The organism is Streptomyces sp. NPDC014861 (genome assembly GCF_043081625.1).
Taxonomy (GTDB): Bacteria; Actinomycetota; Actinomycetes; order Streptomycetales; family Streptomycetaceae; genus Streptomyces.
Genome location: NZ_JBIBWV010000005.1, coordinates 268,611 through 290,192, shown reverse-complemented (window position 1 = coordinate 290,192; position 21,582 = coordinate 268,611). Strand labels below are relative to the sequence as shown.

The window sequence follows — 21,582 nt, the reverse complement described above, 5'->3', positions numbered from 1 at the left end:
GGCGGCCTTTCAGCCGTAGCGCTCCGCCAGGGTGCGGACGGTGGCGGCGATCCGCTCCCGCAGTTCCCGCGGGGCGAGGACCTCCACCTCGGCGCCGAGGGCGAGGAAGGCGGCGTGGGCGTGGTCGGGGGTCTCGACGGGCAGGACGGCCCGGGTCCAGCCGTCGGGTTCGGGGACTCCGTTCTCCGCGAGGGCGCGGGCGGCGGCGCCGATGAGCCGGGTCGCGCCGAGCGGGGAGATCCGTACGACGGCCTCGCCCTGGTGGAGCCGGGCGTGGAAGTCCCGCCGGCTCTCCTCCCAGTGGGCGGCCAGGTCGAATCCGGGCGGGACGGGCGCCTCCTCGTCGGTGACGGTGAGGGAGATGATCTGGTCGACGCGGTACGTCCGGGGGCCGGGCCCGGCGACCAGGTACCAGCGGCCCGCCTTGAGCACCAGGCCGTACGGGGCGAGCCGGCGGTCGACATCGGTCGGCTCCCGCCAGCGCCGGTAGCGCACGGCGAGCACTCGCCCGGCGCGGACGGCCTCGGCGACCTGCGGCAGGAACGGCGCCTCGGTGGACTCCGCGTACCAGCCGGGCGCGTCGATGTGGAAGCGGGTGCGGAGCCGGTCGACGTGCTCGCGCAGCGGGGCGGGCAGGGCGGCGCGGAGCTTCAGCCGGGCGTCGGCGAAGTGGCCGCCGAGCCCGAGTTCCTCGGCGGCGGCGGGCAGTCCGGCGAGGACCAGCGCCTCGGCCTCGCGCGCGTACAGGCCGGTGAGCCGCGAGCGGTGCCCGGCGAGCAGCCGGTAGCCGCCGCGGTGCCCGGCGTCCCCGTACAGCGGCACTCCGGCGGCGTGCAGCGCCTCGACGTCCCGGTAGACGGTGCGGACGGAGACCTCCAGCTCGTCGGCGAGCTCGCCGGCGGTCATCCGGCCACGGGTCTCCAGGAGGAGCAGGATCGACAGAAGACGGCTGGACTTCACTGACACACGGTGTCAGTGAAGGGCTCCTACAGTCCAGCCATGGCTTTCGCGGAGAAGTACCTCTTCGTGCCGGAGCCCGTCGAGATCGGCGGCCGGCACATCAAGCGCTACCACGTCACGTCCGACCGGGCCGGCATCGAGCCGGAGGTGGAGAGGGCGGCCGACGCCCTGCTTCCTGAGCTGCTGCCGGCGCCGGACGGCACGCCCGCCGCGAGCTTCGTGGTCCTGCACCGGGGCGGCGACACGGGGGCGTACCTCAACGTGTACAGCTGGGCCTGGGACAACGTGCTCCACTTCGCCGGGGCCGCCGCCGGGCAGCCCGCGCTCGACTGCCCCGACACCGACCCCACCCGTTTCGTCCGCCTCACGGGCACGGCCCGCGACCGCTCCTGGATCGGCTGCGTCTGGGAGCTGGCACCGCTGGAGCACGAACGCACCGCCTGGATCCGCCACATGCTCGCCCCCGACACTCCCGACCTGCCGGGCTACCTCGCGGATTCGCTGCGCACCGGCACGACGGCGACGGGCTCGGGCGGGGTGATGCCCGGATGACCGCCGGCCGTGCCTTCGACTTCCTCGGCGACGGGCTCGGGCGGGGTGATGCCCGGATGACCGCCGGCCGTGCCTTCGACTTCCTCGTCGGCTAGTGGGCCGTCCGCAACCGCAGACTCTCCGACTTCCTGGACCCGGAGTCCGGCTGGGAGGAGTTCGACGGCCGCACCTCCGGACGCCTGTTCTGGGACGGCCGCGCCCACGTGGACGAGATCTCCTTCCCTTCGAAGGGTTTCAGCGGTCTGACCCTGCGCCTGTACGAGCCGGACACGGGAGAGTGGACGCTCCACTGGTCGAGCACCCGGACCGGCCGCCTCGACCCCCCGGTGCGGGGGCGCTTCGCGGCGGACGGCACGGGCGAGTTCCGCGGTGAGGACCACTACGGCGGGCGGCCCGTGGGCGTGCGGTTCCGCTGGTCGGACATCACCTCGGAGACGGCCCGCTGGGAGCAGGCGTTCGCGCCCGCCGGGACGGAGGACTGGGTGGTCAACTGGGTCATGGACTTCAGCCGTCGCCGTACGGGGGTCGACGACGGCTGAGCGGCCACCGGGTACCGGGAGGGCGGCGGGTCGCCTGCCGCCCGGGCGCCGGAGGGGCCGCTGTCCGGCGTCCGGGCAGGCCGCACAGGCCGGTGGAGCACGGACTCACCGCTCTGTTCGGAATCGGCTCTCCGGAAAAGGGAACCCGTGCCGGGCTGCGGACACTTGTCGGTGTGGAACGGGAACTGAACGAACGGCTCCGGGCCGGCGACCGGGACGCCTTCGGCGAGCTCTTCGACGCCTACGGACGCGCCGTGCACGCCTACGCCGTGCGGCTCACCGGCGACCGGGCGGTGGCCGAGGACGTCATGTCGCTCACCTTTCTGGAGGCGTGGAAGCGGCGGGGGAAGCTGCGGGGCGAGGTGTGCGACGTACGCGCCTGGCTGTTCGGCGTCGCCACGAACGTGGCGCGGAACACCTCCCGCGCCGCCCGCCGCCACCGTGCCGCGATGGCCCGGCTCCCTCCGCCGGAGCCGCTGCCCGACGTGTCGGACGGGGTGGTGCGGCAGCTGCACGACGCGGCCCGTCTGGCCGCGGTGGCGCGGGCGGTACGGCGTCTGCGGCAGCGCGACCGTGAGGTGCTGGCACTGGTCGTCTGGTCCGGACTGGGCTACGCGGAGGCGTCGGTCGCCCTCGGCGTCCCCGTGGGCACGGTCCGGTCGCGGCTCTCCCGCGCCCGGCACAGGCTGCGGCTGCTCGTGGACGAGGAACTGGGCGGCGAGGCGGCCGACCGGGAGCAGCGGGCCGTGTCGTCCGGACGGCCGCCGAGGAGAGCCGTGAAGGCGGGACGGGAGAGCGCGGGATGAGCGGGGCCGAGGGACAGGTGGACGACGGGCGTATGGACGACGGACTCGACGCGGCGCGCGGGGGCGTTCCCGCCTTCCCGGTCCCCGGGCCGACGGAGGAGCGGCAGCGGGAGCGGAGACGGCACCTCCTGAGCGAGATCGACCGGACCGCCCGGCTCGGGACCGGGAGCCCGGCCGGGCGGCGGAGGTACGTCGCCGTGCTGGGGAGCGCCGTGGCGGTGGGCGTGCTGACACTGACCCTCGGGTCCCCGTCCGGCCCGCCGCCGGCGGCACCGGCCGACCCGGCGGCCGTGGCGCTGCTCGAACGCACGGCGCTGGCCGCCGCCGCCGAGCCGGCGGCGCCGGTACGGGCCGACCAGTACGTCTACCTCAAGGTGGTGGGCCACACGACCACCCTCAGCGAGAACGCGGCCGGCGGCATGGACCGGAGCCGGCAGCGGGAGGACGGGGAGCGGTGGACGTCGGTCGACGGCACGCGGCCGGGACTGTCGCGCGGGGGCGGACGCGACGACCCGATCCCGGGCGCCCCGGGAGGGAAGGCCGGTCTGCACGCGCCGACGTACGCGTTCGCCGCGTCGCTGCCGGACGATCCCGACGAGCTGCTGAGGCTGATCCGCGAGGACGCCGTCGCGAACCACGGGCCCGGCAGCGGCTCCACGACGGGTCCGGACCAGCAGGCCTTCGTCGCCATCGGCGACCTGCTCCGCGGCACCGTCGTCCCGCCGGCGACCACGGCCGCGCTCTACCGCGCGGCGGCCCGCGTCCCCGGCGTCGTCACGCTCCCCGGGGCCGTGGACGCGGCCGGCCGCACCGGCGTGGCCGTGGCGCGCGTCCACGACGGCGAGCGCGTGGAATGGATCTTCGACGGGGAGACCGGGCGCTTCCTCGGCGAGCGCACGGTTCTCCTGCGCTCCGGCCCGTGGGGGGAGGAGGGAGATGTCGTCACCTCCGTGGCGGTCGTCGCACGCGGCGTCGTGGACGAACCGGGGCGGCTCCCGACCAGCCGCTGACCTACGCTCTCGGCATGATCGCCAGATTGCAGTGCGTCGTGCTGGACTGTCCGGACGCCAGGGAGCTCGCCCGGTTCTACCGGGCGCTGCTGGGCGGGACGGTGGACCGTCCCGACCCCCGCTGGTCCCTGGACGACGACTGGTCCACCCTCCACACGGAGGACGGCCTGGTGCTGGCCTTCCAGCGCGTGGCGGACCACCGCCCGCCGCGGTGGCCGGACCCCGGCCACCCCCAGCAGTTCCATCTGGACCTGGGCGTCGAGGACCTGGACGAGGCGCAGGCGCGGGCCGTGGCCGGCGGGGCCACGGTTCTCGACGGCGGTGACGCGCACGGCGGCTGGCGCGTCCTCGCCGACCCGGCGGGCCACCCCTTCTGCCTCGTACGGGACTGAGCGCCCGGTCTTTCCCCTTCGACCGGTCCTCCCCGTCGACCGGTCCTTCCCGTCGACCGGTCCTTCCCTGTCGACCGGTCCTGGTGCGCGGCCGCGCTGCCCGGAGCCGGAGCCGCGCGCGGGTGGTCGCGGCGGCAGCCGCGGTCGTGACGAGTTCTCGCCAGGGAGCGGGGGGTTCCGCATGTGAGGGCCCAGGTGGGGGAGCCATTCAAGTGACCTTGCCGTCCGTTCGGCAACGCCCAGTGTTCCGTGAGGAGCCGTCATGTCGCTGCCACCCCTCCCCGCCGCCCCCGTCCTCACCGCCGACTTCACGTCGCCCGAGCAGTGGGTCGCCGGGCGGTCCTGGGCCTATCCGGACGGCGGTCCGGTCAACCCGCTCGACAACAAGCTCGACCATCTCGTGTCTGATCCCGCGTACAGCCGCTCCGGGGTCTTCCGGGCGACCCGCCGCCGCGACGGGCTCTGGGACAGCGGACTGCTGACCACGGAGGGAAGCGCGCAGGGGTTCGAGGTGCGGGCCGGTGACGTGCTGGAGGCGCGCGTCCGGCTTCCGGTGGAGACGGGTGCCTGGCCGGCGATCTGGACGTGGCGCGACGGCGGGCAGGAGGTCGACATCTTCGAGTACCACCCGGACAATCCCGACCTCCTGGAACTCTCGAACCGGGTGCGGGGCACGCACCTCTACCACCGCTCCCCCGCCGTGCGCCCCGGTGGCTGGGTGAGGCTGCGGACCGAGTTCGGCGCCCGGTCCGTGGTGTGGTGGGTGAACGGCGCGAAGGTGTTCTCGGACGGGAGGGGGGTGGGCCGCTCCTGGCACGCGTATCTGATCGTCAACCTCTCGGTCTGTGCGGGTCGTTACCACCCCGCACCCGACCCGGGGACGACCGAGATGTCCTTCGAGGTGCCGGAGCTGCGGGTGTTCCGCCCGGGCTGACGCCTCCCGGGGAGCGCGGCGCCGGCCGCGCCGGACCGGCCCTCCGAGCCCGCGGCTGCCGGCCCCGACGCTCAGATGTGGCTCAAGTCGCTTGGCGGGAAGGGAGGGTGGCGGGCAAGGTCGGTAGCGCCATCGACCATGGCGAAACGGGGGAACGACATCATGAAGACCGTGAAGAGGTGGGCGGCGGCGTGCGCCGTCGCCCCGCTGCTCGCCGCCACGGCGGCCTGCACGTCCGACGACGGGGCCCGCCCCGCCGGGGCGGCGAAGGCCGCGGAGGCGTGCGCGTACGCGTGGTCGAACGTCGTGGAGCGGGACGTCCTGACCGGCGTCGCGAAGAGGCAGACGTTCGGCGAGGACGGCGGAAGGCTCACGCAGCCCTTGCGGCGGCTCCACACCCCGCGCACCGAGGCGGCGACGGAGACCGGGCCGAGGACCGACCCGGCGACCGCGCTGCGCTCGCTGGGCGCCCACGTCGGCGGGGGCGGCGAGGACTCCGCCTTCGCCGAGGCGGGCCGCCCCGCACCGGACCTCGACACGATCAGGTCCGCGGCCTCGGGCCCCGGCACGCTCGTCTCGTACGCCTACGTACGGGAGGTGACCGCCGACTTCCGCCGGACCTGCACCGGCGGCGAACCCTCCACGGGCAGCGCCACCAGCTGGTCCGTCGACGGCGGGGGCGTCCTGCGCTGCGAGGAGTCGCGGGCCGACCTGGAGGGCAGTGGACCGGCCCTCGAAGCAGCCCTCCGCTCCTGCGGACCCGGCGCCCCTGCCACCCGGGGCTGACCGACGGAACGCCGGGGGGCGACGGCCGGCAGCGGACTCCTCAGCGCGCCGTCGCCCTCCGCGGCGCCGGCCGGTCGCTCGCGTCGTCGGTGTCCCTGCGGACGTGGAGCCCCCGGCCGCCGTTCCCGCCGGAGACGCGCAGCAGGCCGATCATGGCGTACGAGGGCCGGGCGAAGGCCAGGCCGATGCCCTGGTCGGTGTCGCCGTCGTCCCTGAAGGACCACCGGCCGCAGGAGTCGACCGGTTGCCCGTGGGCCAGACCGCGGGGGAACGCCCGCGCGCAGAAGGTGCCGTCGCCACGGAGCACCGGGCGCTCGCCCTCCGGCCCCTCCCACCCGCCGACGAGCCGGTCGCCGGTGAGGGTGCCGGTGGCGGTCGGGGCGCGACTCCGGCAGGATCGCCGCATGATATCCGTGGTGCAGAACGTGGCGATCGACTGCGCGGACGCGTACGCGCTGGCGCGCTTCTGGAGCGAGGTGACCGGCGCTCCGGTGGATCCGCGGGGCGAGCCGGGCTCCCGCGAGGCGCAGGTGCTTCTGCCGGGCGGGCCCGTGCTGTATTTCAACGAAGTGCCGGAGCCGAAGAGCGGCAAGAACCGGATCCATCTGTGCCTGCGGCCGTCCACCACCCGCGAAGCGGAGGTCGAGCGGCTGCTCGGGCTCGGCGCGACCCTGCTCGACGACCTCCGGGAACAGGACGGTTCGGGGTGGGCCGTGCTCGCGGACCCCGAGGGCAACGAGTTCTGTGTGCTGCGCAGCGACTCCGACCGAGCCGCGCAGGGCGGAGGCGCCTAGCGTGCCGGGCGCATGCCCTCGTACCGGGCGTACTCGGGCTTGTGTCCGGTGCGGCGAGAGCGCGTGCATGGCGTCGCGGGGCAGACGGGAGTCCGACGACAGCCCCTAGCCGTCCGCCCGCACGCAGCGGAGCGGACGGATGCCGTCCTTCGGGGCCCACCCCTCCGTGCCGGCGCGCAGCCCCGTCCGCGCGCGGTCGTCGAGGCTCACCCGGTACCAGTCGCCGGACTCCCGCAGGACCGTGACGTCGTCGCCCGCGCGCAGGACGCCCAGGGAGGCGCGCGAGGCGCCGGGGCCGGTGCGTAGGTGGAGCGTGCCGGCGGCCTCGTAGCCGCACGGATCGAACCCCCCGGGGGCGGCGGGGGCACCGGCGACGGCCGCCAGGAACACGGCCGTGAGGGCCACCCCGAGCATCGACGTCATGCGCATGCCCCCGCAACCGCCGTCCCCCGGGGAGGTCACGGACCTGGCGCGGATCTCACCCCTACGGGCGACCTTCCCGGCCCCCGGCCGCCCGACCGCACACCGTCAGAAGGCGGTGGATCTCGCGCGCCGCCGCGGGGACGGGGCCGATGACCGGCACAGGAAAGCGGTGGCGGAGGGCTTCGGCGGCTTCGCCCAGGGGGCCGCCGCCGATGACGACCGCCTCGGCGCCGTCCTCCCGCACACAGCGGTCGACGGCTTCGGCCAGGCGCTCCGTCATCTCGGCCGGGGTCGCCGCCAGTCGGCGCGGATCGCCGGGGGTGAGGCGGAGGCCGGTGTACTGGGCGGACCGGCCGAGGCGGTCGACGCGGGCGTCGATCGCGGCGGCGAGGCCGGGGGTGGTGGTGGCGATGCCGAAGCGGCGGCCGTCCACGCCCGCCTCGCGCATCGCGGCCTCGGCGATGCCGACGACGGGGACGGAGGTGCGGGCGCGGAGGTCCTCGACGCCCGGGTCACCGAAGGCGCCGACGACGAGGGCGGCCACGCGGTCACCGGCGGGTCCGGTGAGGAGGCGGTCCGCCGCGTCGAGGACGTGCTCCACCGACGCGCGCAGGGCTTCCTCGTCTATGAGCATCGGCGGTCCCGCGGCGACGGTGACGCCCTGGACGTCGTAGCCGTCCTCGAGGCGCAGGACGCGACGGGCGATGGCGGCCATCATCGCCGTGGTGGCGCCTTCGGTGTTGGGGTTGATCAGTGCCACGAGGGTCATGCGACGGCCTCCTTCTCCGAAGTGGCCCATTCTCGTCCTCTTCCTCGCCGTCCTCGGGCCCGCCCCCCTGGCCGGAGGGGCGGGCTCGTGTCAACCGGCGGGAGTACGGTCCGTGTCGCGCTCCGCCGTGCGCGGCGGCGCGGCGCGGCGGGCGACGAGGGTGAGGGCGGCGGCCGCGGCGGCGACACCCGCGCAGAGCAGCCAGACCGTGACGTACGCCGATGCGTCCGGGGTGTCGGACGTCGGCGCGGCCGACGCGGTGAGGACGGCGGCCATCACGCCGCCGGCCATCGCGCCGCCGAGCGTCTTCACGTTGTTGTAGAGGGCGGTGGTGACCCCCGTCCGGGAGGGGTCGCTCGCCTCCGCGATCACGGTGGGCATGGCGCCGAGGGCGACTCCCAGGCCGAGTCCCGCGAGGATCTTCGCGGCGACGAGCTGCCAGACCGCCGTGTGCAGGACGGCGGTCGTCAGGAAGCTCGCCGCGATGAGTGCGAAGGAGCCGGCGAGCGCGGGGACGTAGCCGGTCCGGCCCGCGATGCGGGCGGTGAGGGAGGCGGTGACGACCGCCGTCGCCGCGGCCGGGAGCGCCACCAGGGAGATCGACAGGGCGGAGAGCCCGAAGCCGTAGCCGGTGGTGGCGGGGTCGGCGGCCAGGAAGGTGGCGTCGGGTGCCTGGCCGCCGAAGTAGACGACGCCGAAGGCGAACGCGCAGAGGAAGAAGGGGGCGACCCGGCGGTCGGCGAGCGCCCGGACGTCGACGAGGGGTTCGGCCGTGCGGAGTTCGACGCGGGTCCAGACGGCGCCGAGGAGGAGCGCGAGGCCGAGCTGGACGAGGGCGGAGAGGCCGGGTCCGTCGTCCTGCGCGGCCGAGACGCCGGAGAGGAGGAGCAGCATCGTCGCGCTGAGCAGGACGGCGCCGGGCAGGTCGAGCCGCCCTCGGGCGAGGCGGCGGGACTCGGGGATGGCGAGGAAGGAGACGGGGACGCAGGCGGCGGCCAGGACGGCCGGGAGCAGGAGGGTGAGGCGGACGTCGTCGGTGAGTTCGTGGACGGCGCCGGTGAGGACACCGCCGAGGAGGGTGCCGAGGGCGAGGGCGCCGACGAGCCGGGCGATGGCGGAGCGGGCCGGGCCGAGCGGCAGCCGGTCGCGTACGAGGGCGATCTCCAGGGGCAGCAGGGCGGCCAGCGGACCGGTCAGGACGCGGCCGAGGAGCAGCACCTCCAGATTGGGGGCGAGGGCGACGAGGAGGGTGCCGACGGCGACGGAGGCGAGCGCCCAGCGCAGGACCCTGCGGTGTCCGTGGAGGTCGCCGAGGCGGCCGAGGACGGGGACGCTGACAGCGGCGGCGAGGAGCTGGGCGGAGAGCACCCAGGTGAGGTCGGCGTCCCGGATGCCGAGTTCCCGGCCGATCTCCGGCAGCAGGGGGGCGATGCCGCCCTGGAGGAAGCCGCTGGTCAGCTCGAAGAGGACGAGAAGCCCGACGACGGCCCGGACGGATCCGGCACCGGTCCGTCCGGACCCCGGAGCGGCGGCGTCCGTGCCACCGGGGGCGGGACGGTCGGGGACGGGGCGGTCAGCGGTGGGGCGGTCGGGGACGGGGCCGTCAGCGGTGAGGCGGTCGGGGGCGGGACGGTCGGGGACGGGGTCGTCGGCGGTGGGGCGGTCGGGGGTCGGGCGGTCAGGGGTGGTCACGCGGGCTCCTCGGCGGCTTCCTGGAGGCGGCGGGCGGCGAGTTCGGCGAGCAGCACGGCCGCGTCGAGGACGGCGCGGTCGTCGAAGACGGCCCGGGGCGAGTGGTTCATGGGGGCGGTCGCGGGGTCGCGGTCGGGCGGGCAGGCGCCGATGCCGAGGTACGCCCCGGGGACCTCGCGCAGCACGAGGGAGAAGTCCTCGGAGCCGGTGAGCGGGCGCGGTGCCTCGAAGGCGCGGTCGGCGCCGAGGAGCCCCTGCGCGGTGCGGAGCGCGAAGGCGGCCTCGGCCGGGTCGTTCTCGGTGACCGGGTAGTTCTCCCGGTAGTCGAGGTCGGCCTCGACTCCGTGGGCCGCGGCGACGCCGTGGACGACGCGGGCGATGCCGGCGCGGACGGCGGCCTGGGTGGCGGTGGAGAAGGAGCGGACGGTCGCCTCCAGGACGGCCGTCTCCGGGATGACGTTGCCGGCCGAGCCGGCGTGCAGGGAGCCGACGGTGAGGACGGCGGGGTCGAAGACGTCGACCGTGCGGGTGACCATCGTCTGGAGGGCGGTGACCATCTCGCAGACGGCCGGTACGGGGTCCTTCGCGGAGTGCGGCGAGGAGCCGTGGCCGCCGGCGCCGCGCACGGTGACGGTGACGGAGTCGGAGGCGGCCAGCATGGGGCCGGGGCGGACGGCGGCGTATCCGGTGGGGAGCAGGGTCGAGGTGACGTGGAGGGCGTAGGCGGCGACGACCCGGCTGCCCGCCGCGTCGAGGACGCCCTCCTCGATCATCAGGCCGGCGCCCCCCATCCCCTCCTCGCCGGGCTGGAACATGAGGACGACGTCGCCGGGGAGTTCGTCGCGGCGGGCGGCGAGCAGCCGGGCCGCGCCGACGAGTCCGGCGGTGTGCAGGTCGTGGCCGCAGGCGTGCATGCGGCCCGGGGCCTCGGAGGCGTACGGGACGCCGGTGTCCTCGTGGACGGGGAGGGCGTCCATGTCGCCGCGGAGGAGTACGGCGGGTCCCGGACGGCCGCCGCGCAGCACGGCCGTGACGGAGGTGAGCCGCTTGCCGAGGGTGATCTCCAGGGGCAGTCCGGCGAGGGCGTCGAGGACCCTGCGCTGGGTGTGCGGCAGGTCGAGGCCGAGTTCGGGCTCGCGGTGGAGGTCGTGGCGCAGGGCGATGAGCGGGTCGGCGATGGCCAGGGCGTCGCTGTGCGTGAACATGCCGGGTATAGTGCCGATCCGCCGGATGAACGGCATCCGCCTGCAGGGATCCGCCGATGAGCGGTGATCGTTTGCGCGAAAGAGCCGTTTCGGGAACGGAGTGGTGGACGTGCTCGACGAACTGGACTATCTGCTGGTGACGGCGCTCCAGGTGGCTCCGCGCGCCGACTGGCAGACCGTGGGCGAGGCGCTGGGGCTCGACGCCTCGACCGTGGCGCGCCGCTGGGCGCGGCTGACCCGGGCCGGGAACGCCTGGATCAGCGTGCATCCGGCGGTCCGGGCGCAGGCGCCCGCCGTGGTCGCCTTCATCGAGGTGGACTGCGCGGCCGGCCGGCTGCACGAGGTCGCGGCGGAGATCGCCGAGGATCCGCATGTGTTCAATCTGGAGCACGTCAGCGGCGGCCGGGACCTGCTGGTGACCGCCGTCTTCGCCGACCAGGCCGAGCTGGCCCGGTACGTGGGCTTCCGGCTGGGCGCGCTGGCCGGGGTGGCGGCGTCCCGGACGCAGGTGGCGACCACCCTGCACACCGAGGGGAGCCGGTGGCGGCTGGACCGGCTGTCCGAGGAGCAGCGGCGGCGGCTCGCGGGCCCCGACCGTCCCGCTCCGGCCCGGCCCGCGGGCGGGCGGCTCCTGGAGGAGCGCGATCTGGAGCTCGTACGGGTGCTGAGCGAGGATCCGCGCCGGTCGGCGGCGGGGCTGGCGGAGCGGACCGGGCTCAGTCCGACGACGGTGCGGCGGCGGCTCGACCGGCTGGAGGCGGAGCACGCGCTGGTGTACCGCTGTGAGGTGGCGAGGGCCCTGTCGGGGTGGCCGGTGTCGGTGTCGCTGTGGGCCGCGGTGCCGCAGAGCCGGGCGCCGCGGCTGGCGGAGCGGATCAGCGCGCTGCGGGAGATCCGGTTGTGCGCGTCGCTGTCGGGGCCGTACAACCTGCTGCTCGCGGCCTGGCTGCGGTCGGTGGACGACATCGCTCCGTTCGAGACGCGGCTGGCCGAGCGGTTCCCCGAACTGGTGGTCATGGACCGGGCGCTGACGCTCTGGCCGATGAAGCTGGGCGGTCATCTGCTCGACCCGCGGGGGCGGCACCTGCGGGCGGTGCCGCTCGGACAGTGGAGCGACGCGCGCTCCGAGGCGGCGGAGTCGGCCCTCCTCGACCGGCTCAGGACCCCGCGCCGGGGGACGGCGCCGGGTGCGGGGGCCCTCTGAGGACGCCGTGGGACACCGGGGTCGGCGCGGGGCGGCGTCCCGCCCGTGATGCGCGACCCCTGTCGCCCTGATGCTACCGGGCGGTAATGTGCGGGCCCGTCCACAGTCCTGGGGGAATCGCATGGGTGCGGTCACGACGTTCGACCCGGTGGCCGAGCACGCGCGGACGCGTGTCGCGCTGGAGGCCGCGATCGGGCGGCTGGTCGCGCTGACGGGCGGCATCGGCGACCTGGAGGTGCCGTCGGGGGTCCCGGCGTGGTCCGTCGGGGACGTCGGAGCGCACCTCGCCGCCGTGTACCTGGCCTTCGGTTCCGCGCTCCCCGGCGAGCGGAGCGGCGAGGCCGCCGGGGGCATCGACTGGGCCGCCGTGCCGGACGGGCGGGACGGGACGTTCGGCGGACGGATCGCCGCCGTGAACGCGCTGTCCGTCGGGCTCGTCGCCGGGGCGGAGCGCAGGCGGCTGGGCCCGATCCTGGCCGAGCGGGGCGCCGCCTTCCTGCGGGACTCGGCGGGCCTCGCGCCCGACACGCCGGTGCCCACGCCCTGGTACGGCCCCGGGCGGACGGTCCCGCTGACGGCGGCGACGGGCCTGATGCTCAGCGAGACCCTGGTGCACGGTCTCGACATGGCGCGGGGCGCGCGCAGGCCGTGGGCCCTCACCTCCGAGGAGGCGTCCCTGGTGATCGGGCAGGCGATGACGACGATGATGCCGCTCGCCCTCGACGCCGAGAAGGCGCGGGGCGTGCGCATCGCCTTCGACCTCGCGCTCAGGGGCGGTCCGCAGCTCGCCGTCGTGGTGGAGGACGGTGCCGCCACCGTGACCCGGGACCCGGCGCCGCGCCCGTACGACTGCCGGATCACCGCGGCGCCGACGGCCTTCCTGCTCGTCTCCTTCGGCCGCATGCCGCTCTGGAGGGCGATCGCCCTGGGCCGGATGCGGGCCGGCGGCCGCAGGCCGTGGCTCGCCACGCGCCTGAGCGAGCTGATCACCGCGCCGTGAGGCAGGGGGCGTTCGGGGTCAGACGCCGGTGAAGGGCCAGGAGTCGATGTCCCGGTAGCGGACCGGGGCCGGGCCCCGGGCGTAGTCGCTGCCGACGAGGTGGAGGCGGGCGGTCGGCCAGGTCCGGCCGGCGAAGCCGTCGAGGACGCCGGCCGCGTCCGGGACGCCGGTGAGATCGCCGCGCCGGGCCCGGGCCAGGGTGAGGTGCGGGCGCAGCGGGCGCCCCTCGTAGGGGATGCCGGCCTCCTTCACCAGGGTGCGGACGTCGTCGGCGAGCCGGTGCAGGCCGGGGACCTCGCCGGCGATGCCGCTCCACAGGACCCGGGAGTCGAAGTGGCCGCCGCCCCGGAGCGCGAGGCCGAGGGGGCGGCGGGCGGCGGCGAGCTCCGCGAGGGGGTCGTGCAGGAGGGGCACGGTGGCGGTGGGCAGCTCGCCGAGGAAGGCGAGGGTGATGTGCCAGTCCTCGATCCGGTTCCAGCGCAGGCCGGGGTGGGCCGCGTAGGCGGGTGCCAGGGCGTGGGCGAGTTCGTCCTTGGCGTCGTCGGGCGGTGCCAGGGCGATGAAGACGCGGATGGTGGCGGGCTGGGTCGAGTCGTTCACAGGACCCTTCGTACCGCGCCGCGGTCCGAGCCCCGCGGGCGGGTCCCGGTACGGAGGGGACCGGGGCCGCGGCGGCACGGGGCCGGCGCCGCTCCTCGTACAGGGGCGGATACCCGGTACCGACCCCAGGCTCCCGTACCGCCCCACGCCGGCACCGCCACCGGTGCCCCCGTGCCCCCGTGCCCCCGTGCCGGCGGATCAGCCGGTACGCGTCACCAGTCGCCGTCCGCGATCGGCGTGCCGCCCGGCGGGGGCGGCGGGGGGCCGAGCGGCTTGACCTGGTACGGGGACGGCTGCGTCCACGGGTCGAGGTCGTCGCCGAGCCACTCCCCCACGGGCTTCACGTCGGCGAGGGTGCCGGAGGGGTCGAGGTCGGTGCCGTCGGCGTCGAAGTAGTCGTACCAGGGCAGTCCCGCGCGGGTGTAGGCGGCGCGGTCGACGGGCGACGGCGGGGGCTCCTCGCCGGTGATCCGGCGCCACTCGGGCGGGGTCACCAGATGGACGAAGACGCGGGCGTCGGCGGTGTCGGACCAGTCGCGGGCCGGCCGGTCGTCCTGGTACACCTCCTGGCGCATGGTGCCGCCGGCTCCGATGCCCATCGCGGCGGCGGCCCGCGGCGCGCCCGCCGGGGCGGCCATCGGCATCGCCGGGGCGGCGCCGTAGCCGCCGAAGGACGGCGCGGGCGGCGGACCCGCCGCGAGGAGCCGGGCCCGCTCCTCGGCCTGGCGGCGCCGCTCCTCCGCGAGCCGGCGCTGCTCCTCGCGCCAGGCGGCACGGGGCTTCGGGGCCAGCGGGAACGCCTGGAGCTGGAGGCCGCCGACGGTCTCCTCGCCGGTGACCTGGCCCTCGACGGTGGCGCCCATGCCGAGGGGGACGGCGACGAACTGACGCACCGTGCCCTTGCCCGAGTTGATGCCGTCGAGCCACGGCTGGCGGGGCAGCACCACGTAGTTCTGCGGGCGCCGGGAGAGCCGTCCGGTCCACTTCTCGCCGGAGATCGCGCAGACCTTGCCGACGCCGACCTGGAGCGCGGTGGGCTCCGGGCTGCCGGCGAAGCTGAGCCACATCGCCTCGCGGAGGTAGACCGGCATCATCACCCCGCCCTTGGCGCGCCACTGCTCGGGCACGGTGTCGAGGTGGTCCTCGACCCGGCGGAGCGGGAAGGTGCCGAGCCCCGGGGGCAGGCCGTGCGTCCCGGTCTCCGGCAGCCGGAGCGTGCGGACGAACCGCACCCGCACCCCGTCGCCCAGCAGCAGGCTGTCCCCGTCGATCCTCGCCTCGTTGGCGACCACCGTGTCTCCCCTCGTCCCGTCGCGTCCGTCCCCCGTTACACGTTCGGCCACGGCGGCCGGTTCCCGTCGGGCGTCCCGGAGCCCGGCGGCGGGGCGCGGCTTGTCGCGGACACCCGACGACGCTATCTTGCATTGCATGGTTCCTGGTAACGCAATGAACGAGGCGGGGGGCAGGGTGCCCAGCCAGCTCCGCAAGGGAGTGCTGGAGTACTGCGTCCTCGCGCTGCTCAGGGACGAGCCGAAGTACGGCGTCGAACTCCTCACCGAGCTCGCCGCGGTCAGCGTGATGACCACGAGCCAGGGCACGATCTACCCCCTGCTGTCGCGTCTGCGGCGGGAGGGGCTCGTCGACACGGAGCTGCGCGAGTCCCCCAGCGGGCCGCCGCGCCGCTACTACGCGCTCACGGCCCTCGGCCGGACGGCGCTCGCCGAGTTCGCCGGGGCGTGGCCGCACTTCCGGAACGCCGTCGACCACTTCCTCAACGACCCGCAGGGGGACCCCGCATGAACGCCATCGACCACCCGCTCGTCGCGGCCTACCTCGACTCCGTGGCCCGCGAGACCGCCGCGCTCCCGGCCGACCGCAGGGCCGAGCTCCTCGCCGACCTGCGCGAGCACATCGAGGTGAGCGACGCCCGGGACGACGCCGGGATCCGCGCGGTCCTCGCCGAGCTGGGAGACCCCCGTACGGTGGCCGCCTCCGCCCTCGCGGAGGAGGAGCCGCGCGCCGTCGCCGCCCCCGCGCCGACCGGCCCGCTCTCCGGCCGCCAGGTCGGCCGGCTCGTCGCGGTGCTCCCCGCGCTCGGCGGCATGCTGGTCCTGGCCTCCCCGTTCGCGGGCGCGCTCGTCCTCGCGATCGGACTCGCGCTGCTGTGGAGGACCCCGCTGTGGGACGCCCGGCACAAGCGCATCGGGACGGCGACGGCCGTGGCCGTGCCGGCGCTGCTCCTCCTCGGCGGACTGCTCCTCGCCGGTGGCCGGCTCGGCCCGGTGGAGGTGCTGCTGATCGGCGTGTTCGGGCTCGCCGTGCCTGTCTCCGGCGTGCTGGTCCTCCTGAGGGCCCTCCGCGACTGACGGAACCCGGGGCGGAACCACTGAGCGCGGGCCCGGGAACGGGCCCGCGCGGCGCGCGCCCAGGGCGGGCGCGGGCCCGGGCCGGGCACGGGGCCGAAGCAAGCCCGGGGCCGAAGCAAGCCCGGGGCCGAAGCAAGCCAGGGGGCGGCGCGACCCCGGAGCAAGGCCGGGGCGGGCCGGCGCGGGCCCAGGGCCGGGCGGCTACTCCTCGCGCGCGAAGTCGGCCTCCGCGCGGTCCGCGTCGAGGGTGGACTGCGCGTGGGCGTAGAGGTCGTGGACGAACGCCCTGGCGTCGTCCCGGGAGATCCCGGGGCCGAGGCGGAGCAGGCGTGCGGTCCAGCCGGCCAGCGGGTCGGTCTGCTCTTCGGCGCCCATGACGACTCCTTCGGTCCCGCACGGCTCTCCGGTCCTGTCCTGCCCGGCGCGCCCTCCCCCTCCATCGTCCGCCGCGCCGGGGCCGCCCGCAATCGCCGGGTTCAGGCTCCGCCGCGGACGCGGGCGGCCGTGTCGCGGAGCCAGTGGGCGCTGCGCTTGGGGACGCGCGCCTGGGTGTCGTAGTCGACGCGGACGAGGCCGAAGCGTGCGGCGTAGCCGTAGGCCCACTCGAAGTTGTCGAGGAGCGACCAGGCGAGGTAGCCGCGCACGTCGGCGCCGGCCTCGCGGGCGCGGGCGACGGCGGCGAGGTGGGCGGAGAGGTAGGCGGTGCGGTCCCGGTCGTCGACGAACCCGCCGGCGTCCGGCACGTCCTCGTACGCGGCGCCGCTCTCGGTGACCACCATGGGGGTGCCGGGGTAGTCGCGGGCGATGCGGAGCAGCAGGTCGGTGAGGTCGTGGGGCATGACCTCCCAGCCGAGGCCGGTGACCGGCAGGTCGCCGTGCGGCAGGCCGCGGGTGACCGGGCGGCCTTGGGCGTCCGTCTCCGCGCCGTCCTCGTCCGTGCCCGAACTGCGCATCGAGCGGTAGTAGTTGACGCCGAGGGTGTCGATCGGGGTGGCGATGGCGGCCAGGTCGCCGTCGCGGACCGGGATCTCGATCCCGTGGGCGGCGAGGTCGCGGACCAGGTCCGCCGGGTAGGAGCCGCGCAGGATCGGGTCGAGGTAGAAGCGGAAGCCGAAGGCGTCGGCGCGGCGGGCGGCCTCGCGGTCGGCGGGGGTGTCGGTGGCGGGGGCGCTGGTGCCGAGGAGGTGGGTGACGGCGAGGTCGAGCGGGCGGCGGGCGTCGGCGCGCAGCCTGCGGGCGGCGAGTCCGTGGGCGAGGTGGAGGTGGTGCACGGCGGCGACGCCGTCGGCGAGGGACCGCCCGCCGGGCGCGTGGACGCCCTCGACGTGGCCGAGGACCGCCGAGCAGAAAGGCTCGTTGAGGGTCGTCCAGTGGGTGACGCGGTCGCCGAGCCGGTCGTGGACGAGCGCCGCGTAGTCGGCGAACCGGTGGGCGGTGTCCCGGGAGGTCCAGCCGCCGGCGTCCTGGAGCTCCTGCGGCAGGTCCCAGTGGTAGAGGGTGAGCCAGGGGGCGATGTCGCGCGCGAGGAGCTCGTCGACCAGCCGGTCGTAGAAGGCGAGTCCCTTCGCGTTGGCGGGGCCGCGTCCGCCGGGCTGGACGCGCGGCCAGGAGACGGAGAAGCGGTACGTGTCGAGGCCGAGCTCCGCCATGAGGGCGACGTCCTCGGGCATGCGGTGGTAGTGGTCGCAGGCGGTGTCCCCGGTGTCCGCGTTGTCGACGGCTCCGGGGACGCGGCAGAAGGTGTCCCAGATGGACGCGGTGCGGCCGTCCTCGGCGGCGGCTCCCTCGATCTGGTACGCGGAGGTGGCGGCGCCGATGCGGAAGCCGGGCGGGAGCCGGGCGATCAGGGCGTCGTCGGCGGGGAAGCGGTCGGGGGCGAGCGTGGCGGCGGCGGACAGGTCGACGGACGGCATGGGCAACTCCGGGTGGGAGCCGCACGGGGGCGGCCCGGACGCCGCGATCGGGCGTCCGGGCCGCCCCGTACGGGGTGGACGGGGTCAGGGCAGGCGGTGGTCGGCGTTCAGCACCGTGCCGCGCTCGGGGCGGTACAGGTCGAAGCCCCGCGTGTCGCACTGGAGACCACCGTTGATGCAGTGGTCGACCAGGGCCTTGAGGGTGCGCTCCTCCCACGCGTTGAAGAAGTCGTAGTGGAAGGAGTAGCCGCGGCCGCTGGCCAGGCGGACCTGGCTCATGTCGCCGTTGACCGGCCACGCCATCTTGAACTCGATCATCGGCAGGGCCACCGGGTGGGAGGCCGGGCACATGTTGTCGTTGGTGCCGGGCTTGACCACCGGGTAGGCCATGTGGCTCTTGTGGTCGGGGGTGTCGAGGTGCAGGCCGTTCCAGCAGCTGGGCGCCTGCATGCGCAGGTTGAGCTGGACGTCCGGCCGCTCGGGACAGTGGGCGGGGATGTCGGTGTTGAAGAAGCTGTCACCGCACTCCCAGCCCTCGACGAAGCCCTTGTGGCCGCGGAACTCCTGTGCGGTCTGCATCGGGTTGCCGACGACGTAGCGCAGTCCCTTGGGGAAGGGCCGCACGCTCCGGTAGTCGGTGACGCCCGCCTTGTAGTAGATGACCTGCGGGCCGACGGGCAGGATCTTCTGGTCGCCCTTGTACAGCGAGGGCATCCAGTACCCGGAGGCGTCAGCGGGCGCCTTGCAGGTGGTGGTGCCGCCGTAGAGCGAGCCGGTGGTGCTGGCGGCGTCGGTGGAGGTGTTGCCCATGAACGTGTGGTCGTGGGACTTGCCGAACTGGCCCGGGTAGACGATCGGGTCGTCCGGGGCGGTGTGGCTGACGGAGCAGCCGGCCTGGAACTCGTGGTGGTAGGCCGGGGGCGGGGTCTCCGTGGACGGGGTGACGCCGGTGACCGGCGGGTTCGCGGGGATGTACCCGTCGCCGTCGGCGTCGTCGCCCGACGCCTGGGTGGAGGCGGCCATCTGGTGGCCGACGTGGTTGGCGGCCGCGGCGACGGCGGGCGGGACGCCCTGCTCCGGGTCGGTGGCCTGGGCCATCGTGCCGATGCCGAGGGCGCCGGCGATGAGGGCCGTACTGACGAGAAGTACCGAGAGCCGCTTCGGACTCGATCTCATGGGGATCTCCTGCCCGTGGGGGGAGGTCGCGTGAACGCGGGGCGCCACGCTTCGGTGGGTGTGGACGGCTTTCGCCTCGTGCGGTGGTGCAGGGGTGACGGAGCCGAGCGGCGGGCCCCGTCACCCCGGTTCGGGGGGTCCGGCTCCGTCAGCTGTAGACGCCGAACTCATGGAGGGAGTAGCCCCAGCCGGTGCCGCGGGCGGTCAGCTGGAGCTTGACGTACCGGGCGGTGGTGGCGGTCTCGATGGTGTCGATGTCCCCGTTGCCCGTGGTGGTGGTGTGGATCGTGCGCCAGGTGTTGCCGTCGTCGGAGACCTGGACCTCGTAGGACTTGGCGTAGGCCGGGTCCCAGACGAGCTGGAGCGTGCGGACGGGCTTGGCCGAGCCGAGGTCGACCTGGATCCACTGCGGGTCGCTCCAGTCGCTGGCCCAGCGGGTGGAGGTGTTGCCGTCGGTGGCGTTGCTCGCGGGGCAGGGGCAGTCGCCGTAGGACGCCTGGGCGGAGGAGGCGGTGGTGGGCCGGCCCTGGGCGATGTTCGTGCCGGTGACGGGCGGGGCGACGACCTTCACGGACTTGGTCTCGATGCCGGCGTTGCCGCGGCCGTCCTCGGCCTGGATGTAGACCTTCCAGACGCCGAGCTTCTCGGGCGCGGTGACGGCGAAGGTGTTGTTGCCCAGGGAGCGGTACTGCGCGTCGATCAGGCGCTTGTCGCCGTTGGCGTAGTTCCCGCTGAGGTAGATCTTGGGGGTGATCGGGTCGCCGTCGGGGTCGCGGATGTCGGCGCGGACGGTGAACTCGCGGCCGGCCGGCGCCGCCGTGGGCGTGCCGACCGTCATGTTCGTGATGACGGGCGGGGTGTTGTCACCGGCGGTCGATCCGGCGTAGGCCTTCTTGACGGCGTAGTACGACAGGCGCTTGAGGCCGTCGGGGAGCAGGTTGAACCAGACGCCGCCGAAGTCGTGCTCGAGTCCGTAGTGGAACATCGTCGCGCCCAGGGCCACGCCCTGGTGCCCGGTGACGCACCCCCACGCCTTGGTGTAGGCCTCGGCCTTCTGGACGTCGGTCGGCTCGTCGGGGATGCCGTTGACGTCGTCGGGGACCTCCCACTCGCCCGCGTTGCCCGTCTCGGTGATGATGTAGGGCTTGTCGTACCCGCCGTCGATCCAGTCCTGGCGCACACCGCAGAGGTCGCCGTAGGCGTTCATCGAGTACAGGTCGAGGTCCGGGGCGTTGCGCTTGTAGTAGGGCCAGGCGCCGGTCCACGCGTCCGTGGAGGTCACCGGGTGGTCCGGGTCGATGGCGTGGATCCTCTTGGCCACGTCGTTGACGAAGGAGGTGTACGCGTTGCGCTGGGCTTCGAGTTCGGCGCCCGAGTAGCAGTTCTGCAGGCCGAGGACGGACTCGTTGCCGACGTTCCACATGAGGGTGGCCGGGTGCGACTTGTAGGTGTCGACCCACTTGGCGAACTCGGTGAGCATGTTGTTCTTGTACGTCGTGTCGGTGACGTAGTTGACGCAGCCGCCGGAGCCGGGGCCGCCTCCGGGCTGGAGCCAGAAGCCGTTCATCACCTTGAGGCCCTGGGCGGCCGCCGCGTCGAGCAGCGGCTTGCTGGAGGCGTCGGTCCCCCAGGTCCTGACCGTGTTGACGCCCATGGACTTCAGGTCCGGCATGTAGCGGGGAGCGTCGGCCATCGCCGGACCCCAGGTGAGGCCCTTGACCGTGTACGGCTGCCCGCCGACGGTCAGCTGCCAGTTGCCCTGGGAGCCCGTCACGCGTACGGCGCCGCCCTGCGGCGGGTTGGTGCCGCCGCTCTCGCCGTACACCTGGAACTCCCACAGGGAGTAGCCGTAGCCGCTGGAGCGGACGAGGCCGTTCATGCGCACGTACCGGCCCGAACCGGAGATCGCGAGGTCGTCGGTGCCGCCGTCGCTGCCGGTGACGGTTCTCACCGTGCGCCAGTCGGTGCCGTTGTCCGAGACCTGGATCTCGTAGTTCCTGCCGTACGCGCCCTCCCAGGTGAGGACGACGCGGCTCAGGTCCTTGGTCGCGCCGAGGTCGACCTGGATCCACTGGGCGTCGCTCCACTGGCTCGCCCACCGGGTTCCGGTGAGGTTGCCGTCGACGGCGGCGGAGGCGGCGAAGCCGGCGCCCTCGGCGGAGGAGGCGGTGGCCGTCTTTCCCTGGGACAGCAGGGTCTCCGCGGCGCTCGCGGCCGGGGCGGTGGCGAGGGCGGTGAGGGAGGAGGCGAGGAGCGCTCCGAGCGTCAGGGCTGCCGCCGCGCCGCGTGTGCGGCGGGCCGGTGCGGCCGTGGAGGGGGGATGGGACATGGCGACTCCTGAGGTCAATGGTGGTGACGTGCGACCGGTCGCCGGCGGGGGCTCGCCCGCCGGCGCGGCGCCTCCGGACCCGAACCAGCGCGCTGACATGCCCCTGCCATTCCAGTGGGTGCGCGCGGGTGG

General features: G+C 75.0%; 24 protein-coding genes. 12 read left to right on the top strand and 12 right to left on the bottom strand.

The annotated features are described in order from the left end of the window. Positions 1-9 precede the first annotated feature (9 nt). Positions 10-960, bottom strand: a complete 951-nt coding sequence (locus ACF1BN_RS13320) for a helix-turn-helix transcriptional regulator (protein WP_392331714.1) — start codon at positions 958-960, stop codon at positions 10-12. A gap of 39 nt (positions 961-999) precedes the next feature. Between ACF1BN_RS13320 and ACF1BN_RS13315 the strand changes: the two genes are divergently transcribed. The 7 genes from ACF1BN_RS13315 (at position 1,000) to ACF1BN_RS13285 (ending at position 5,979) form a co-directional block, all read left to right on the top strand. Then, positions 1,000-1,512 (top strand): hypothetical protein, encoded by a 513-nt coding sequence (locus ACF1BN_RS13315; protein WP_392331713.1) that lies wholly within the window; start codon positions 1,000-1,002, stop codon positions 1,510-1,512. Between the two features lie 203 nt (positions 1,513-1,715). Next, positions 1,716-2,051, top strand: coding sequence for a hypothetical protein (locus ACF1BN_RS13310; protein WP_392331712.1), 336 nt, complete (start codon positions 1,716-1,718; stop codon positions 2,049-2,051). A gap of 173 nt (positions 2,052-2,224) precedes the next feature. Next, complete coding sequence (locus tag ACF1BN_RS13305; RefSeq protein WP_392331711.1) at positions 2,225-2,857, top strand: RNA polymerase sigma factor; 633 nt, start codon at positions 2,225-2,227, stop codon at positions 2,855-2,857. Then, positions 2,854-3,867, top strand: a complete 1,014-nt coding sequence (locus ACF1BN_RS13300) for a CU044_5270 family protein (RefSeq protein ID WP_392331710.1) — start codon at positions 2,854-2,856, stop codon at positions 3,865-3,867. Before ACF1BN_RS13305 ends, ACF1BN_RS13300 begins: the two co-directional genes overlap by 4 nt. A 14-nt stretch (positions 3,868-3,881) precedes the next feature. Next, the gene (locus ACF1BN_RS13295; RefSeq protein WP_392331709.1) at positions 3,882-4,259 is read left to right on the top strand and encodes a VOC family protein; all 378 of its coding nucleotides are present in this window, start codon (positions 3,882-3,884) and stop codon (positions 4,257-4,259) included. A gap of 262 nt (positions 4,260-4,521) precedes the next feature. After that, positions 4,522-5,193, top strand: coding sequence for a beta-glucanase (locus tag ACF1BN_RS13290; RefSeq protein ID WP_392331708.1), 672 nt, complete (start codon positions 4,522-4,524; stop codon positions 5,191-5,193). Positions 5,194-5,355: 162 nt separating this feature from the next. Then, positions 5,356-5,979, top strand: coding sequence for a hypothetical protein (locus tag ACF1BN_RS13285; RefSeq protein WP_392331707.1), 624 nt, complete (start codon positions 5,356-5,358; stop codon positions 5,977-5,979). A 40-nt stretch (positions 5,980-6,019) separates the two neighbouring features. Here ACF1BN_RS13285 and ACF1BN_RS13280 read toward each other — a convergent pair whose 3' ends face one another. After that, the gene (locus ACF1BN_RS13280) at positions 6,020-6,385 is read right to left on the bottom strand and encodes a hypothetical protein (RefSeq protein WP_392331706.1); all 366 of its coding nucleotides are present in this window, start codon (positions 6,383-6,385) and stop codon (positions 6,020-6,022) included. Between ACF1BN_RS13280 and ACF1BN_RS13275 the strand changes: the two genes are divergently transcribed. After that, positions 6,384-6,773: a VOC family protein gene (locus tag ACF1BN_RS13275; protein WP_392331705.1), complete on the top strand. Its 390-nt coding sequence runs from the start codon at positions 6,384-6,386 to the stop codon at positions 6,771-6,773. The genes ACF1BN_RS13280 and ACF1BN_RS13275 overlap by 2 nt on opposite strands. 105 nt (positions 6,774-6,878) lie before the next feature. Here ACF1BN_RS13275 and ACF1BN_RS13270 read toward each other — a convergent pair whose 3' ends face one another. The 4 genes from ACF1BN_RS13270 to ACF1BN_RS13255 all read right to left on the bottom strand — a co-directional run bounded on the left by ACF1BN_RS13270 (position 6,879) and on the right by ACF1BN_RS13255 (position 10,862). Further along, complete coding sequence (locus ACF1BN_RS13270; protein WP_392331704.1) at positions 6,879-7,196, bottom strand: SH3 domain-containing protein; 318 nt, start codon at positions 7,194-7,196, stop codon at positions 6,879-6,881. A 61-nt stretch (positions 7,197-7,257) separates the two neighbouring features. Beyond that, complete coding sequence (locus ACF1BN_RS13265; protein ID WP_392331703.1) at positions 7,258-7,965, bottom strand: aspartate/glutamate racemase family protein; 708 nt, start codon at positions 7,963-7,965, stop codon at positions 7,258-7,260. Positions 7,966-8,055: 90 nt separating this feature from the next. Continuing rightward, positions 8,056-9,657 carry an MFS transporter gene (locus tag ACF1BN_RS13260; protein ID WP_392331702.1) on the bottom strand — a complete coding sequence of 534 codons (1,602 nt, stop codon included), beginning with the start codon at positions 9,655-9,657 and terminating at the stop codon, positions 8,056-8,058. Next, positions 9,654-10,862 (bottom strand): M20 family metallopeptidase, encoded by a 1,209-nt coding sequence (locus ACF1BN_RS13255; RefSeq protein WP_392331701.1) that lies wholly within the window; start codon positions 10,860-10,862, stop codon positions 9,654-9,656. The genes ACF1BN_RS13260 and ACF1BN_RS13255 overlap by 4 nt, the downstream gene beginning before the upstream one ends. Before the next feature lie 109 nt (positions 10,863-10,971). On the opposite strand from ACF1BN_RS13255, the gene ACF1BN_RS13250 reads away from it, so the two are divergent. Together ACF1BN_RS13250 and ACF1BN_RS13245 are read left to right on the top strand one after the other, a co-directional pair. Beyond that, positions 10,972-12,066, top strand: coding sequence for an Lrp/AsnC family transcriptional regulator (locus ACF1BN_RS13250; protein ID WP_392331700.1), 1,095 nt, complete (start codon positions 10,972-10,974; stop codon positions 12,064-12,066). Between the two features lie 121 nt (positions 12,067-12,187). After that, positions 12,188-13,066 (top strand): maleylpyruvate isomerase N-terminal domain-containing protein, encoded by an 879-nt coding sequence (locus tag ACF1BN_RS13245; protein ID WP_392331699.1) that lies wholly within the window; start codon positions 12,188-12,190, stop codon positions 13,064-13,066. 18 nt (positions 13,067-13,084) lie between these two features. On the opposite strand, the gene thpR is transcribed toward ACF1BN_RS13245, so the two are convergent. Together thpR and ACF1BN_RS13235 are read right to left on the bottom strand one after the other, a co-directional pair. After that, complete coding sequence (gene thpR, locus ACF1BN_RS13240; RefSeq protein ID WP_392331698.1) at positions 13,085-13,666, bottom strand: RNA 2',3'-cyclic phosphodiesterase; 582 nt, start codon at positions 13,664-13,666, stop codon at positions 13,085-13,087. A gap of 212 nt (positions 13,667-13,878) precedes the next feature. Then, entirely contained in the window at positions 13,879-14,958 is a 1,080-nt protein-coding gene (locus tag ACF1BN_RS13235) for a hypothetical protein (protein ID WP_392331912.1), read from the bottom strand. Between the two features lie 136 nt (positions 14,959-15,094). On the opposite strand from ACF1BN_RS13235, the gene ACF1BN_RS13230 reads away from it, so the two are divergent. Both ACF1BN_RS13230 and ACF1BN_RS13225 read left to right on the top strand, forming a co-directional pair. Next, the gene (locus ACF1BN_RS13230; protein ID WP_392331697.1) at positions 15,095-15,466 is read left to right on the top strand and encodes a PadR family transcriptional regulator; all 372 of its coding nucleotides are present in this window, start codon (positions 15,095-15,097) and stop codon (positions 15,464-15,466) included. Beyond that, positions 15,463-16,032 (top strand): HAAS signaling domain-containing protein, encoded by a 570-nt coding sequence (locus ACF1BN_RS13225; protein ID WP_392331696.1) that lies wholly within the window; start codon positions 15,463-15,465, stop codon positions 16,030-16,032. Before ACF1BN_RS13230 ends, ACF1BN_RS13225 begins: the two co-directional genes overlap by 4 nt. Before the next feature lie 201 nt (positions 16,033-16,233). Here ACF1BN_RS13225 and ACF1BN_RS13220 read toward each other — a convergent pair whose 3' ends face one another. From ACF1BN_RS13220 to ACF1BN_RS13205, 4 genes are all read right to left on the bottom strand, one after another. Then, positions 16,234-16,407 carry a hypothetical protein gene (locus tag ACF1BN_RS13220; protein WP_392331695.1) on the bottom strand — a complete coding sequence of 58 codons (174 nt, stop codon included), beginning with the start codon at positions 16,405-16,407 and terminating at the stop codon, positions 16,234-16,236. Positions 16,408-16,508: 101 nt separating this feature from the next. Continuing rightward, the gene (locus ACF1BN_RS13215) at positions 16,509-17,945 is read right to left on the bottom strand and encodes a GH1 family beta-glucosidase (RefSeq protein WP_392331694.1); all 1,437 of its coding nucleotides are present in this window, start codon (positions 17,943-17,945) and stop codon (positions 16,509-16,511) included. Between the two features lie 84 nt (positions 17,946-18,029). Further along, the gene (locus ACF1BN_RS13210) at positions 18,030-19,121 is read right to left on the bottom strand and encodes a DUF1996 domain-containing protein (RefSeq protein ID WP_392331693.1); all 1,092 of its coding nucleotides are present in this window, start codon (positions 19,119-19,121) and stop codon (positions 18,030-18,032) included. A 148-nt stretch (positions 19,122-19,269) separates the two neighbouring features. Then, entirely contained in the window at positions 19,270-21,450 is a 2,181-nt protein-coding gene (locus ACF1BN_RS13205; protein WP_392331692.1) for a discoidin domain-containing protein, read from the bottom strand. Between the last annotated feature and the right edge of the window lie 132 nt (positions 21,451-21,582).